Origin of the sequence: Picosynechococcus sp. PCC 7002 (assembly GCF_963860125.1) — a bacterium.
In the GTDB taxonomy this organism is placed as follows: Bacteria; Cyanobacteriota; Cyanobacteriia; order Cyanobacteriales; family MRBY01; genus MRBY01.
On the sequence record NZ_CAWLFA010000001.1, the window covers coordinates 2,547,978 to 2,562,468 of the forward strand.

The 14,491-nt window shown below is 47.9% G+C and carries 11 protein-coding genes; 6 read left to right on the forward strand and 5 right to left on the reverse strand.

All coding sequences use genetic code 11. The features are described from left to right. Positions 1-43: 43 nt before the first annotated feature. Together AACQ84_RS12350 and AACQ84_RS12355 are read right to left on the reverse strand one after the other, a co-directional pair. Positions 44-2,653 (reverse strand): TIGR03960 family B12-binding radical SAM protein, encoded by a 2,610-nt coding sequence (locus AACQ84_RS12350; RefSeq protein WP_012308048.1) that lies wholly within the window; start codon positions 2,651-2,653, stop codon positions 44-46. A 71-nt stretch (positions 2,654-2,724) separates the two neighbouring features. After that, the gene (locus tag AACQ84_RS12355) at positions 2,725-3,117 is read right to left on the reverse strand and encodes an STAS domain-containing protein (RefSeq protein WP_159457021.1); all 393 of its coding nucleotides are present in this window, start codon (positions 3,115-3,117) and stop codon (positions 2,725-2,727) included. Between the two features lie 416 nt (positions 3,118-3,533). Here AACQ84_RS12355 and AACQ84_RS12360 point away from each other — a divergent pair, with 416 nt between their 5' ends. After that, positions 3,534-3,722 (forward strand): hypothetical protein, encoded by a 189-nt coding sequence (locus AACQ84_RS12360; RefSeq protein WP_198158658.1) that lies wholly within the window; start codon positions 3,534-3,536, stop codon positions 3,720-3,722. 8 nt (positions 3,723-3,730) lie between these two features. On the opposite strand, the gene nth is transcribed toward AACQ84_RS12360, so the two are convergent. Next, positions 3,731-4,393: an endonuclease III gene (nth, locus tag AACQ84_RS12365; protein ID WP_012308051.1), complete on the reverse strand. Its 663-nt coding sequence runs from the start codon at positions 4,391-4,393 to the stop codon at positions 3,731-3,733. A 69-nt stretch (positions 4,394-4,462) separates the two neighbouring features. Between nth and glyS the strand changes: the two genes are divergently transcribed. From glyS to AACQ84_RS12390, 5 genes are all read left to right on the forward strand, one after another. Continuing rightward, positions 4,463-6,604 carry a glycine--tRNA ligase subunit beta gene (gene glyS / locus AACQ84_RS12370; RefSeq protein WP_012308052.1) on the forward strand — a complete coding sequence of 714 codons (2,142 nt, stop codon included), beginning with the start codon at positions 4,463-4,465 and terminating at the stop codon, positions 6,602-6,604. 230 nt (positions 6,605-6,834) lie between these two features. Further along, positions 6,835-7,146 carry a co-chaperone GroES gene (gene groES / locus AACQ84_RS12375; protein WP_012308053.1) on the forward strand — a complete coding sequence of 104 codons (312 nt, stop codon included), beginning with the start codon at positions 6,835-6,837 and terminating at the stop codon, positions 7,144-7,146. An 83-nt stretch (positions 7,147-7,229) separates the two neighbouring features. Then, entirely contained in the window at positions 7,230-8,855 is a 1,626-nt protein-coding gene (gene groL / locus AACQ84_RS12380) for a chaperonin GroEL (protein ID WP_012308054.1), read from the forward strand. A gap of 231 nt (positions 8,856-9,086) precedes the next feature. Continuing rightward, positions 9,087-9,467, forward strand: a complete 381-nt coding sequence (locus AACQ84_RS12385; RefSeq protein ID WP_041443625.1) for a hypothetical protein — start codon at positions 9,087-9,089, stop codon at positions 9,465-9,467. A gap of 124 nt (positions 9,468-9,591) precedes the next feature. Then, the gene (locus tag AACQ84_RS12390; RefSeq protein ID WP_012308055.1) at positions 9,592-10,056 is read left to right on the forward strand and encodes a DUF4870 domain-containing protein; all 465 of its coding nucleotides are present in this window, start codon (positions 9,592-9,594) and stop codon (positions 10,054-10,056) included. Positions 10,057-10,129: 73 nt separating this feature from the next. Here the strand turns inward: AACQ84_RS12390 and AACQ84_RS12395 are convergent, their stop codons facing one another. Both AACQ84_RS12395 and AACQ84_RS12400 read right to left on the reverse strand, forming a co-directional pair. Beyond that, positions 10,130-11,605, reverse strand: a complete 1,476-nt coding sequence (locus AACQ84_RS12395; protein WP_012308056.1) for a leucyl aminopeptidase — start codon at positions 11,603-11,605, stop codon at positions 10,130-10,132. A gap of 80 nt (positions 11,606-11,685) precedes the next feature. Further along, positions 11,686-14,292 (reverse strand): EAL domain-containing protein, encoded by a 2,607-nt coding sequence (locus AACQ84_RS12400; protein WP_012308057.1) that lies wholly within the window; start codon positions 14,290-14,292, stop codon positions 11,686-11,688. Between the last annotated feature and the right edge of the window lie 199 nt (positions 14,293-14,491).

The window sequence follows — 14,491 nt, forward strand, 5'->3', positions numbered from 1 at the left end:
TGGTGTTATATTTAAGCGAAATGATAATATCAATTAAGCTAGATTAAATATCTTCAGATAAGTACAGAATAAAGCGGTGTACCTTAAGCAATTTTATATTTTGCTGACTCATAGTATGCATCATATAAAGAATATGATCTGCTTGTAATAAAGTGCCATCATTGCGGCAACTACCTCGATAACGGAGTTGGACTTGGGTGGGGCTAATGACTTTTTCGAGGGCGATCGCCGTTAACATTTCTCGGAGATTCAGTTGCTTAATTTTGCCAGACTTCGTTTTCTTTTCGAGGAGAATTTCCGGAGTCTGACGGATAACTTCGAGCCAGGCTTCCCACTGTACGGCAGAAACGGGTTCTTCGGTTTCAAGATCAATCAGGTATTCTGCTTCCGTAAGGAGCGCAGTGGCAGCCTTAGAACGGACGGGCACTTCCTCAACGCGATAGATCGGCATATCGATGGGCAACTGTTCAGCGAGTCGTCGCCGGAAATCTTCTAAATCCAAGACTTGGCGCAACTCAAAATCAATAATTTCTCCTGAGCTGGTGGCTCCTAATGATAGGGCATTGGCGATGGAAATGCGGGGGCTCGGATGAAAGCCGTTGGTAAAAGCCACGGGAATTGAAGCGCGGCGCACAGCTCGGTCAAATAAACGGACTAAATCGAGGTGACTAACCAGGCGCATATCCCCTTGCTTACCGAACCAAACCCGGAACCGTTGTAGGCGTTCTTGATCCTTTTGAAATTGACCGACAAATTCGGGAATTTCGGGCGGTTGATAGACGACATTATGGCCAAAATCAGTACTGCAGACGCCACAATGGGAACAACCATCAAAGGCACAGTCGGGAATGGTTGCTGCTTCGAGGGCTCGCTTTAAATCGTCCTTGAGCCACTGCTTATCAATGCCTGTGTTGAGGTGATCCCAGGGCAAGGGGGCGTCGAGGGGGTCGTTGTCGGTGGTTTCAAAAACATTCCACTCGCCACTTTCGACTTTGCGGTACTTCCAGGTGAGATCGGATTCGGCGATCGCCTGTTCCCAAGCGCCATAGGCTTTGTCTAAATTCTCCCACCAAGAATCCATTCCCGCCCCCAGTTCCCAGGCTCGGCGGACGACTTTACCCAAACGGCGATCGCCCCGGCCAACGAAATCCTCCATGGCTGAAATGCGCACATCGGTATAGTTCACCTTCACGCCGCGAATCGGTCGAAAAGCTTCCCGCAACAGTTCCTGTTTACGCTTAAATTCTGTCGTCGAAACCGAATGCCACTGGAAAGGTGTGTGGGGTTTCGGGGTGAAATTAGAAATGGTGATGTTGAAGTTTAAACGGCGATTGCTCAGGGACGCACATTCCCGCCGCAGCCATTGCACCGTTTCCGCGATGCCCAACACATCGAGATCCGTTTCTCCAGGGAGACCGATCATGAAATAAAGCTTGACCTTATCCCAGCCCTCTTTTACCGCGGTTTGGATACCCCGTAGCAGTTCTTCGTTCGTCAAACCCTTATTGATCACATCCCGCATTCGTTGGGTGCCCGCTTCTGGGGCAAAGGTTAAACCCGCTTTACGCGTCCCACCGACAATATTGGCAATATTTTCATCAAAGCGATCAACCCGCTGGCTAGGCAGAGATAGGGAAATGTTTTCGTCCTTGAGGCGATTTTTAATCTCGACTCCTACCGCTGGCAACGAGAGATAGTCAGAACAACTGAGGGAAAGTAGAGAAAATTCGTTGTAACCCGTCGCCCGCATTCCTTTTTCAATGGCATCGACGACTTTCTCTGGTTCGACATCCGTTGCAGGCCGCGTTAACATTCCCGGTTGGCAGAAGCGGCAGCCCCGGGTACAACCCCGGCGAATTTCCACCGTCAGGCGATCATGAACTGTTTCCACATAGGGCACTAAACCAATGGAATAGGCGGGAATTGGCGTGGCGACACGGCGCAAAATTCGCTTGGGCACTTCGTCACGGGTTGAATGCACAGAACCATCCGCCGCCATTGCATAGAAGCGAGGCACATAGACCCCTGGTACTTGAGCTAAATCCAGCAGAGTTTCTTCCTTACTCAGACCGTTAACCTTGGCTTCTTCGAGGATAAAACCCACTTCGGGCAAAAGTTCTTCGCCATCGCCGAGAACGATAAAGTCGAAAAAGTCAGCGTAGGGTTCTGGGTTGGAGGTGGCTGTTTGTCCCCCCGCAAAAATGAACGGATAATTTCCTTGATCTCGTTCCTGCCAAGTGAGGGGAATCTGGGCAAGGGTAAGCATTTCGAGAATATTTGTCGCCCCCAGTTCATAGCTCAAGCTAAAGCCGAGAATGTCGAATTCCAACAGCGATCGCCTGGATTCGAGGGCAAACAGCGGCAGATTTTTTTCCTTTAACTTCTCGCTCAGATCAGCGGCGGGTAGATAAGTGCGATCGCACAACTGTCGAGGTTGGGCATTAATCACGTTGTAGAGCAGGATATGGCCCAAATTTGAGGAACCCACCTCATAGACTTCCGGATAGGTCAGCACCCAACGCACCACTGCCCCTTGCCAAGGCTTATGGATTGCCCCCAGTTCATTACCCAAGTAGCGCGCTGGTTTGAAAATATCCGTCGTAATCAGCGCTTCGTAATCAGCCGGTTGAGGAAGACAGGGAGCCGTTGCCACAGGTGATGAACCTCCAAGGGAGTCGAGGGAAACAATTCAGTCCCCCATTATACCGGAGAGCTTTCGAGATGCTAGGCCGCGAGTAACTGGGATGTCTGCGTCAAAAATGCAGCTTCATCTTTGAAAATGCGCACAAACTGCTCCATTTGGGTCAGCTCTAATACCATGCGCACCTGGGAATTGATCCCACAACAGCCGAGGCGTTTACCATGGGATTCTGCCAATTTTGTGCCCTGACTGAGCACCACCGCCGCCGCACTGTCGATAAATTCTACCTGCTGGAGATCGACTAAAATTTCTCGACTGAATTCGTCATTGATCGCCCCATGGAGCGATCGCCAAAATACGTCAAGATTTGAGGTTGTCAAAGCACAATTTGGGCGCAGAATAACAGGCTGTTGGTTTTTATCCATCGGTAGACTCTCCCCAGGGGAACTTCCCTGTTTACCCATCGTCTTAGTCACAACTTTTATACAAAAATCAAACAACTTTTTCGGTTGAAAAAACCCTGAAAAGGCTGCTAAACATTTGATTCGGGATAGAACCATTGTATGGGGGAGACTCAAAAATCAGGTGTGATGATAACTTATCCTGAACAAAAACATCTCGTTACCAAAAGATCCTTTATTGCTTCGAGAACGGTATGTTTGTTTACATTTTTTCTAAAAAAAGAAGCCCGAAGTTTAAAAATTATTTAAGACCGGGGAGAAATTGTGTAAATACCTCGAAAATGGAACCATGACCTAAACAAACTTCACCACTTTACGCTATTTAGACCATTCATTATTTACCTTTAATCAGCGACAATAAGAGAATCTTTCTTTTGTAATGAAATCAGTTCCTTATTTAGGGAAACATTACTATTGTGAGTACGCCATTTATGATTCGTCGTTTAGTGGAAAAAGCCCTTTTCATTAAACAGATGACCCCCGAAATTGAAAACGCGATCAACTCCGAGTTGACACGCCTTGGCCATGTTTCCGATGCGGATTATGAAGCCCTCGAACTTTTGATGGCAGAAATGGATGCGGGCCGGATTCAGCTTGTGCCCAGTCGCTTTATCTTTTGACAAGACCCTTAAACTGGCTGGGGTTTGGGGGCTGAGGGACAAAGATTGGCGATCGCACAGACCTCACATTGAGGTTTTCTGGCATTACAGACGGCGCGACCATGGTAAATCAGACGGATCGACCAGTTTTCCCACTCCGGCTGGGGAATTAATTTCATCAAATCCCGTTCAATTTGTACCGGATTCTCAGATTTTGTGAGGCGCAAACGATTACTCAAACGCTTGACATGGGTATCCACCGTCACCCCCGCACAAATCCCAAAAGCATGGGCCAGAACAACATTGGCCGTTTTCCGGGCCACACCGGGCAAGGTCAGAAGCTCTTCCATGGTTTGCGGCACTTTCCCATTGAAAACCGCCATAATCCGCTGGCAAGCTCCCTGAATATTTTTCGCTTTATTTCGATAAAATCCCGTTGAGCGCACTAGCTGTTCAATGTCTGCCACATTTGCCCCGGCAAAGGCCGCCGCATCAGGAAATCGGGCAAAGAGCGCCGGTGTAACTTTATTTACTCGCTCGTCGGTACATTGGGCTGAAAGAATGGTTGCCACCATGAGTTGCACGGGGGTTTCATAGTCCAAACTACAGGTGGCATCGGGATAGAGTTCGTGGAGTTTTTCGAGAACGGCGATCGCCCGTTTTTTCTTACTACGCGGGTAATGAATTGCCATGGGCACTATTTTTCCTGTGGCTTCACGGTAAACTAATCAAGATTCATTATTGACCTGATTTCGTTTCCCATGGCAACCTACCTCATTGAAGTTGGTACAGAAGAACTCCCTGCTGATTTTGTCGCGGCGGCGATCGCCCAATTAAAAGACCGCGTTTCCCATAGCCTCACGGAGTATTTTCTCACCCCAGACGGAATCGAAGTCTACGGAACCCCCCGACGCCTGGCTGTGTTAATCCAAGGGTTGCCAGACCAGCAGGCTGATCGGGAAGAAGAAATTAAAGGCCCCCCCGCTGCCGCCGCATTTAAAGAGGGTCAACCCACCAAGGCTGCTGAAGGCTTTGCCCGCAAACAGGGGGTTGAACTGTCCGCCCTGGAGGTGCGCCCCACGGAAAAAGGAGACTTTGTCTTTGTCCAAAAGAAAACCCTCGGTCGCCCGACGCCAGAAATTTTGCAGGAACTGGTTTTAGGTTGGTTTACGGCCCTCGAAGGGCGGCGCTTTATGCGGTGGGCCGATGGCGATCTGCGCTTTCCGCGGCCGATTCGCTGGTTGGTTTCCCTTTGGAATGATGCTGTTTTGCCCCTGGAATTGGTGAACGGCTCCGGTAAGTTAGAAGCGGGTCGTATTTCTCGTGGGCACCGGATTTTACATCAAGGGGATGTGACCCTGAACAATGCTGCTGATTATGTGGTGACCTTGCAACAAGCCTTCGTGGAAGTTAATCCCCAGGTGCGGGAAGAAAAAATTGTTGCTGGCGTCAAAGCGGCGGCAGCAGAGATTGGTGGTGAAGCAGAAATGCCCGCTGATCTCCTCGCTGAGGTGGTGAATTTGGTGGAATATCCCACGGCGGTAGTCGGCGACATTGAAGCGGAATTTTTAGAGCTACCCACGGAAGTGATTACGACGGTGATGGTCACCCATCAGCGGTATTTTGCGGTGCGCGATCGCCAAGATAAAACAAAACTCCTCCCGAAATTTATTACGATTTCCAATGGTGATCCCAAGAAATCAGAGATCATCGCTGCGGGGAATGGTCGGGTGATCCGGGCGCGGTTAGCGGATGGTCAATTTTTCTACCGGGCCGATTGCGATGAACATTTAGAAACCTATTTGCCCCAACTAGAAGCCGTCACCTTCCAGGAAGAATTAGGGACGATGCGGGACAAGGTAGACCGCATTATGGAAATTTCCCAGCAAATCGCGGAACAGCTTGGCCTGTCTGAGGCGGACAAAGAAATTATTGCCAGCACCGCTATGCTCTGTAAGGCGGATTTGGTGACACAGATGGTCTATGAATTCCCAGAACTCCAAGGCATCATGGGTCAAAAATATGCCCTGGTCAGTGGGGAAGCACCCGCCGTGGCCGAGGGGATTTTTGAGCATTATCTACCCCGCAATGCCGATGATATTTTGCCCCAAACCCTTGCCGGTCAAGTGGTGGGCATGGGCGATCGCCTCGATACGTTGGTGAGCATTTTCGGCCTGGGGATGATCCCTTCTGGTTCCTCGGATCCTTTTGCACTGCGACGGGCGGCCAATGCAATTATTACTGTCGCTTGGGACGCGGGTCTTGAAATTGACCTTGGAGAACTGTTAGCCCAGGGTGCGAAGGATTTTGTTACGGCTCACCCCGATAAAACGTCTCCCCTCGAAGCCCTGCAAAGCTTCTTTATTCAGCGGATTCAGACTCTGCTCCAGGACGAAAAAGGTATTGATTATGACCTGGTGAATGCGGTGCTGGGTGATGATGCAGAATACACTGAACGGGCCTTAACGGATTTACTGGATGTCGGCGATCGCGCTGCCTTTTTACAGAGCATTCGTGACGATGGCCAACTCGCAAAAATCTACGCCACCGTGAACCGTTCTGCAAAGTTGGCCGCCAAGGGGAACCTCAGCACGGATAGTCTTGATCCGACAGGGGTAATTAACCCGGAGAAATTTGCGCAAAATTCCGAGCGCGATCTCTATGCCGGCTTAGTGGAACTCGTGCCCACCACCGAAGTGGCCCGCACCGAACGGGATTACCAAAAACTGATCGATGGGTTAGCTGCCCTGGCCCCCACAGTTGAGCGGTTCTTTGATGGGGAGGATAGTGTTTTGGTGATGGCAGAAGATCCTGCTGTGCGGGAAAATCGCCTCAATCTCCTTGGGCTGTTGCGGAACCACGCGCGGGTTCTGGCAGATTTCGGGGCGATCGTTAAACAGTAGATCCTTGTTTATTTTTAGAGTCATGGCAGGGACAGAAAGCTGTCTCTGTCAGGGTTTCCCCTGAGAAGCAATACAGTTCAATTTTTGGGGCGATCTAAAGTTCGGGAACCCGTACATTATCAGGAGTTGTCTGGATTTAATTTTCTCCGCTAAATTAGCACTCAGAGATTGAGAGTGCTAAACTTCAATCTAGCTAAATTTAGTCGTTTATTGATCTGGAGAAATTATCCATGGCAGCAATTAGCATCAATGTTTCTACCCTCAAGCCCCTCGGCGATCGCGTTTTCGTAAAGGTCAGCGAATCTGAAGAGAAAACTGCTGGTGGGATCCTCCTCCCCGATAGCGCCAAAGAAAAGCCCCAAATCGGTGAAGTTGTGGCTGTTGGTGAAGGGAAGCGCAATGATGACGGTAGCCGTTCCGCCGTTGATGTCAAAGTTGGCGATAAAGTTCTCTACTCTAAGTACGCTGGTACTGATATCAAACTCAGTGGTGATGACTACGTGCTTCTTTCTGAGAAAGATATCCTCGCAACCGTTGCGTAATTATTTTTAGGTTTGACCTAAGCAATCGTTTCAGATTTTTCTATTTTTTCTCGTAAAACGCTCAACCTAGAAATTCAATCATTATGGCTAAATCTATTATTTACAACGAAGATGCTCGCCGCGCCCTCGAAAAAGGGATCGACCTCCTCGCTGAAGCTGTTGCGGTAACCCTCGGCCCCAAAGGTCGGAACGTTGTGCTCGAAAAGAAATTTGGCGCACCCCAGATCGTGAATGACGGTGTGACCATTGCCAAGGAAATCGAGCTCGAAGACCACATCGAAAACACCGGTGTTTCTTTGATTCGCCAAGCGGCTTCTAAAACCAATGATGTGGCCGGTGATGGAACCACCACAGCAACGGTTCTCGCCCATGCCATGGTCAAGGAAGGTCTCCGCAACGTCGCGGCTGGTGCGAACCCCATCGCCCTCAAGCGTGGTATTGATAAAGCGACTGAATTCCTCGTTGGCCGCATCAAAGATCAAGCTCGTCCGGTAGAAGATTCGACGGCGATTGCCCAAGTCGGTGCCATCTCTGCGGGTAACGACAAGGAAGTTGGTGACATGATCGCCAAAGCCATGGACAAAGTCGGTAAAGAAGGTGTGATCTCCCTCGAAGAAGGGAAATCCATGGAAACCGAACTCGAAATCACCGAAGGGATGCGTTTCGACAAGGGTTACACTTCCCCCTACTTCGTCACCGACACCGAGCGCATGGAAGCGGTTCTTGAAGATCCTTTCATCCTCATCACTGACAAGAAAATCACCCTGGTTCAAGACCTTGTACCGATTCTCGAACAGGTTGCTCGCCAAGGTAAGCCCCTCGTAATTATCGCTGAAGATATCGAGAAAGAAGCCCTTGCTACCCTCGTGGTCAACCGTCTCCGGGGTGTCCTCAACGTTGCTGCGGTTAAAGCGCCTGGTTTTGGCGATCGCCGCAAGCAGATGCTCGAAGATATTGCTGTACTCACCGGTGGCCAACTGATCACCGAAGATGCGGGTCTCAAGCTCGACAACACCAGCGTTGATATGCTCGGTAAAGCACGCCGCATCACCATCACCAAGGACAACACCACCATTGTGGCCGATGGTAACGAGCAGGCAGTTAAGACCCGTTGTGAGCAGATCCGCCGTCAAATCGAAGAATCTGACTCTTCTTATGACAAAGAAAAACTCCAAGAGCGTCTCGCGAAACTCTCCGGTGGTGTCGCTGTGATCAAAGTCGGTGCAGCAACCGAAACTGAGATGAAAGACCGTAAGCTTCGTCTCGAAGATGCGATCAACGCGACCAAAGCAGCCGTTGAAGAAGGGATTGTTCCCGGTGGTGGTACAACCCTGGCGCACCTCGCTCCCGAATTAGAAACTTGGGCGAATGATAACCTCACTGCGGAGCAACTCACTGGTGCTTTGATCGTGGCCCGTGCCTTGACTGCCCCCCTGAAGCGCATTGCTGAAAACGCTGGCCAAAACGGTGCGGTAATCGCTGAGCGTGTGAAGGAAAAAGACTTCAATACTGGTTTTAACGCAGCAACTAACGAATTCGTGGATATGCTCGCTGCTGGTATCGTTGACCCCGCTAAGGTAACCCGTTCTGCAACCCAGAATGCGGCTTCTATCGCTGGCATGGTTCTCACCACTGAGTGCATCGTTGTTGACAAGCCTGAAAAAGATAAAGCTGGTGCGGCTCCCGGTGCCGGTGACTTCGACTACTAAGGCGGATCGATCGATGTAGGAGTTTACCATGGTGAACCCCTAGAGAAATCACTCTGTAAATAATTTCATCCACTAAAAACAATTAAAAGATCTCCTTAATGACTACTAAGGAGATCTTTTTGTTAATAAATAGTAAATATTGTAAATTCCTTTGATTTCAATTCGCAGTGTTCGGGCTACAATAATGTTGGAAATAGCTTATTTTTTTATTGTCAATAAACAATTAAACTCATGAATGACTTTGTAAAAATCAATAACGACGAAATTTCTGTTTCTTTTAACACAGTCCCAGAAGCAAAGCTCATTATTAAGCAGCTTAAGTTAAAAAAGAAAGAATTTAATTTATTAAAAAAGCAAGTGATTCAGGAACAAAAACAAATTCGTTCCCAATACACCGATTCTATACGAAGACAAGGCTCTAAATTTAGAGGCGGTGGAGGAGTAGGGAAATTTATAAGAACAGTTCAAACAGCCAGCCGCGACGCACAACGCAGAAACTTAGCTAGAGAATTAGAACCTTTAGAAAAAAAGAAGTTTGAAATTGAGTCTGTGATTAATGCCATTAACCAAACTCTGCTTCAAATCGAATCTTTTCTTCTTGAAAATCAATAGTCTAAAAGATAAAATCTATTAACTAACATCGTGTCTGTAATCATAGAAGGGAACCTCGAAATTTTATATTAGCATTTTCAATGCTGCTATATATTTAGGGTAGATATGGAGGGACTATAAATTTATGGATGCAGAACAGGAAAGAAATTGGGCGATCGCCTGCCATCTGTCGAGCTTGGCTTGGATTGTCTTAGCCTTTGTCGGCATTGGGGCGATTCCCTTTGTCAATGTGATTGCGCCGGCGGTGGTCTGGTATCTCAAAAAAGAGGAGTCCGAGCTGATCGATGCCCACGGAAAGGAATCGGTTAATTTCCAGATTTCGATGACCATTTATGGTTTAGCGGCGGGAATTATTCTTAGTATTTTGATCATCGCCGGAGTTGTTTTGATGATCCTGTTGGGCATTGGTGGCAGCAATAATCCCTTTGCGGCCCTGGTGGCAATTGTGACGGGGATTGGTTTCTTTATCTTTTTGGCGCTGATTGTGGCGATCGCCATTTTCCAGATTGCAGTCGTAATCTTGGCGGCGACCAAGGTTCAAGAAGGGCAAATGTATCGTTATCCCTTTAATCTCAGACTACTGAAATAGATAATTTCCATAAAACAGCCCCCCTGGAATGATTGGCCAAGGGGGGTTTTTAATTAAACTTTAGATGCAAAAATTAGCTCAGTACCCAATGCACAAGGGTACGCACCGGGAACCCTGTACCGCCTTTGCTGTAAATATCGGCGTCTTTTTCTGACCAGGCTGGCCCAGCAATATCGAGGTGTGCCCAGGGCGTGTTTTCGACAAATTCCTTGAGGAACAACGCCGCCGTAATCGAACCGCCTTCCCGTGGCCCAGTGTTTTTCATGTCGGCGATGGGAGATTTTAAGCCTTCAAAGTATTTTTCTTCGAGGGGCATCTGCCAGAATTTTTCGCCCGCTTTCTCTGATGCGGTGGCGATCGCCTGGGCGAGATCATCATTGTCACTCCACAGACCACAAATATCGTCACCCAGGGCAATGACGCAGGCTCCGGTCAAGGTGGCAATGTCTACAATCGCTTCGACCCCTAGCTTTTCGGCATAAACGAGGGCATCGGCGAGGGTGAGGCGACCTTCGGCGTCGGTGTTGTTCACTTCGATGGTTTTACCGTTGGAGGCCGTGAGAATATCCCCCGGACGCATCCCCCGACCACTGATCATATTTTCAGTAGCCGCACTAATGAAATGCACTTCCACATCGGGTTTTAGTTCGGCGATCGCCTTTGCCGCTCCAAAAGTTGCCGCTGCGCCCCCCATGTCCATTTTCATCATCGCGATGCTGGGGCCGGAGGGTTTAATGTTGTAACCGCCAGAATCAAAGGTTAACCCTTTACCGACAATCGCCACTTTCTTCCGGGGTGTGCCTAGGGGTTTATAAACGAGGTGGATAAATTTCGGGGGTAAATCCGAGGCCGCCGCCACCCCAAGGAAAGATCCCATTCCTGCTGCTTCGCAGTCTGCTTCTTCGAGGATATTCAGTTCCAGGCCATAGGTGCTGGCGAGGCTTTCCACGGAAGCGGCCAGGGTCACAGGATTAATAATGTTAGCCGGAGCGTTAACCAATTCCCGCGCATAGATCACCCCTTCACAGAGGCTTGTGCCCAAGGCGATCGCCGCTGGTTGGTCGCCAATGCCAAGGATTTCAACAGCTTCGAGGGCTGGGGGGTCTTTTTGTTCTGATTTGAAGCGATTATCTTCATAAAAGCCCAGATACATCCCTTCTGTGACCATTTGCGCTGTGATCGCCTCAGTTTCGGCCACTGGCAACTGCAAACCCAAAGTTGTGATGGCTTTGTCCCCTTTCACAGCCCGGGCGATCGCCGCTGCGGTACTCCGTAAGACGGCACTATTCCATTTCTCGGCATTGCCCAGACCCACCAAGAGTAATTTCTTAATTGGCGCACCACTCCCAAGACGGGTCACCGATAGCTTGCCGGATTTACCTTTAAATTCCGTTTCAGCGATTACTTCCGCGATCACCCCCGATAAGCGTTCGTCCAGGGCCGTCAAATTTTCGGGTACCGTGAGTACCGTTTCACTTTCAAAAAAACCCAAGGCGATCGCCTCACCCGCCCAAGCCGCTGCCGTTTGCGAACTACCGCGAATTTCCATAACTAAACCTCAAAACTTGTTACTGTCCTTTAGTCTGACATTTCCGGCAAACCCTGTCCAAGAAATTGCCCAGAGCAACATTACGAGGAAGACCGCAACTTCTCTAGCACCTCGAAGGAGTGACCCTGTAGCAAATCTGTTGCTTGATCCAAAGAAACAGGCCGAGAAAATAAATAACCCTGACCAAACTGGCAATCCTGGCTCTTTAACCACTGGTATTGCTGTTTTGTTTCGATACCTTCTGCTACGGTTTTAATCCCAATGGATTTAGAAAGGGCGAGAATAGATTCTGCAATTACCCGGTTGCGGTCATTCAACTCAGAAATATTTACAAAGCTCCGGTCAATTTTTAGCGCATCAATGGGGAGCTGGTGTAAATAGCTTAAACAAGAATACCCCGTGCCAAAATCATCAACGCTAATAAAAACTCCCTTGAGACGAATTTGGTTTAACAAACGACAAGTGATGTCGATATTTTGAATTAGCATACTCTCAGTAATCTCTAACCCTAAGGTATTAGGAAAAACTGGATAGCGTTCTAATAATCGATCCAGTGAAAATAACAGCGAATCTTGGAGTTGTTTAACCGATAAATTGACATGGACTTTCAGGGGTGTTTTAAACGCCTGCTGCCACTCAAATAATTGACGACAGGCCGCGTCTAAAATCCATTCACCGAGGGGAATAATGAGCCCTGTTTCTTCGGCAACATCAATAAATTCGTAGGGGGATAACAAACCCCGTTGGGGATGCTGCCACCGAATTAATGCTTCAAACCCTTCAATATTGCCCTGTTCTAAATTAATAATCGGCTGATAGTACAAAACAAATTGCTTTTCTTCAATGGCAGATCTGATTTCCCCTTCTAATTGGAGACGTTGCATCGCCTGTAGGTGCATTTGAGGGTCAAAGATCGCGTACTGTGACTTCCCATTTTGTTTGGCCCGGTACATGGCAATATCGGCATCCCGGAGTAGATCCTGGGCTGATTCATGGCGAGAGTCACCGATGATAATCCCGATACTCGTCGTGATAAAAACGCCGTAGTTAGAAATCTGGAAAGGCATATTCAATGCATTGAGGATGCGATCGGCAATATGCACAGCATCTTCTACCCCGTGAATTTCCTCTAGGAGAATGACAAATTCATCTCCCCCCAGGCGGGCGGCTACATCTGTATCGCGAATAAAAGATTTGAGTAAATGGGCGACTTCAATGAGTAATTCGTCCCCAACAACATGGCCCAGACTATCATTGACTACTTTGAAATTATCCAGGTCTAAAAATAGAGCTGCAAATTCATGGATGGGATATCGCTTATAACGTTTTAAGGCTAGATTGAGCCGTTCAATTAGTAGGTTACGATTGGCGAGGCCAGTAAGACGATCATGGAGGGCATCATGTTTGAGTTGTTGCTCCATTTTGATTCGGGTACTGATGTCGGTAATGGTCGCAACATAGCCTTGGGGTTCACCCTTACTATCAAGCTCAGCGGTGCCCTGGCCGTATACCCAAAGTATCGAACCGTCAGAACGCTGAAATCGATATTCTAAGGTAAATAGTTCTTGATTAGTGATGGATTTTAGCCATTGTTCTCGAACGTAGTCAATGTCGTCGGGATAGACTTTTTCTAACCAGCCTTTATGGAGAGCTTCTTCGGGTTGAATTGCCAGCAGTTTACAATAGTAATCGTTGACATAAATGCATTCATGGCGCAAATTAGTGCGAAAGATCCCAATGGAAACGGTATTAGCGAGGTTGGCATATCGTTGTTGACTTTCAAGGAGATTAGTCTCAATTTGATTGCGTCGTTTAATTTCTTTTTTCAGGCTATAGTTACGGAGAATAAACCATCCTAAAAAGAGAAATGGTAGATAGACAATCAGGCTAAAGAAAAAATTTTGTAAGCTGAGCCAATTAAATGTTTCGGGTGGCTCTAACCATTGGGCGATCGCCTGATAATAGACAGAATCACGATCTTGTAAGAGACGACTCATTTGCCGATCAATACCAGGCAGGAGCTGCTTGGGATCGCCTTCGGGAACGACATAATGTAACCGGGCTGGATTAAACAGAATATTGGTTTTATTGACTGGATAGTCGGGACTAAATTTATTCCCAAAGAAATTATTGACAATGGCAGCATCAACTTCCCCTGTCTCTAACTGTTCAAACATCCCAGGATAACTATCGATGGGCACCAGTTCCGGCTGAATGCCATAGGCTTTAATTCTTTCTCGGAGGACTTCCTGTTGAATCCCAGAGGCGAGGATGCTGACTCTCCGTTGGTCGAGGTCTAAAATCGTCTCTAAATAAACACCCCGGCGCGCATAAATCTGTGACCAACTTGACAAAACGATGATGGTATTAAAATCAAAGACTTCATCTCGCGTGTCGGAATAGGCGACATCCACCATCAAATCGAGTTGCCCCTGTTCAATTTGTTGGAGACATTGATTCCATTCACAAGGAACATAGGTCACTGCCCAATTTTCCACACGCCCAATGTCACTCGTAATATCTACCCAAAAGCCCCGGGCCCGCCCACCTGAATCAATAAAAACCTTGGGATCATTTTGGTAAACCCCCACGGTAATCGTTTTTGCTGGCTGATTTTGGGCGATCGCCTCTGTGCCAGAGAGCATCGCGGCAAGACCTAGAGCCAAGAGCACAGTGCTTTTATTCATTAAATTAGGAAGTTAGTAGATGGCAACTGAGGGAACAGGCTTCTTAAGTATAATTAAGATAAAAAATTAACGGCAACACTATTAAGTAACACAAATATTACAACGCCATTATTCGTGAATTTTTGCCAGTGAAGCATATTGTTTATGGAGTGGTGGCTAAATAACCAACAAGTGATTAATCGTTGGCCCTAAAGTAAAG

Excerpts from the sequence above, each read along its gene's own strand:
- AACQ84_RS12360 (WP_198158658.1), top strand. The coding sequence starts at position 3,534 with ATGATTCGTCGTTTAGTGGAAAAAGCCCTTTTCATTAAACAGATGACC.
- nth (WP_012308051.1), bottom strand. The coding sequence starts at position 4,393 with ATGGCAATTCATTACCCGCGTAGTAAGAAAAAACGGGCGATCGCCGTT.
- glyS (WP_012308052.1), top strand. The coding sequence starts at position 4,463 with ATGGCAACCTACCTCATTGAAGTTGGTACAGAAGAACTCCCTGCTGAT.
- groES (WP_012308053.1), top strand. The coding sequence starts at position 6,835 with ATGGCAGCAATTAGCATCAATGTTTCTACCCTCAAGCCCCTCGGCGAT.
- groL (WP_012308054.1), top strand. The coding sequence starts at position 7,230 with ATGGCTAAATCTATTATTTACAACGAAGATGCTCGCCGCGCCCTCGAA.
- AACQ84_RS12385 (WP_041443625.1), top strand. The coding sequence starts at position 9,087 with ATGAATGACTTTGTAAAAATCAATAACGACGAAATTTCTGTTTCTTTT.
- AACQ84_RS12390 (WP_012308055.1), top strand. The coding sequence starts at position 9,592 with ATGGATGCAGAACAGGAAAGAAATTGGGCGATCGCCTGCCATCTGTCG.
- AACQ84_RS12395 (WP_012308056.1), bottom strand. The coding sequence starts at position 11,605 with ATGGAAATTCGCGGTAGTTCGCAAACGGCAGCGGCTTGGGCGGGTGAG.
- AACQ84_RS12400 (WP_012308057.1), bottom strand. The coding sequence starts at position 14,292 with ATGAATAAAAGCACTGTGCTCTTGGCTCTAGGTCTTGCCGCGATGCTC.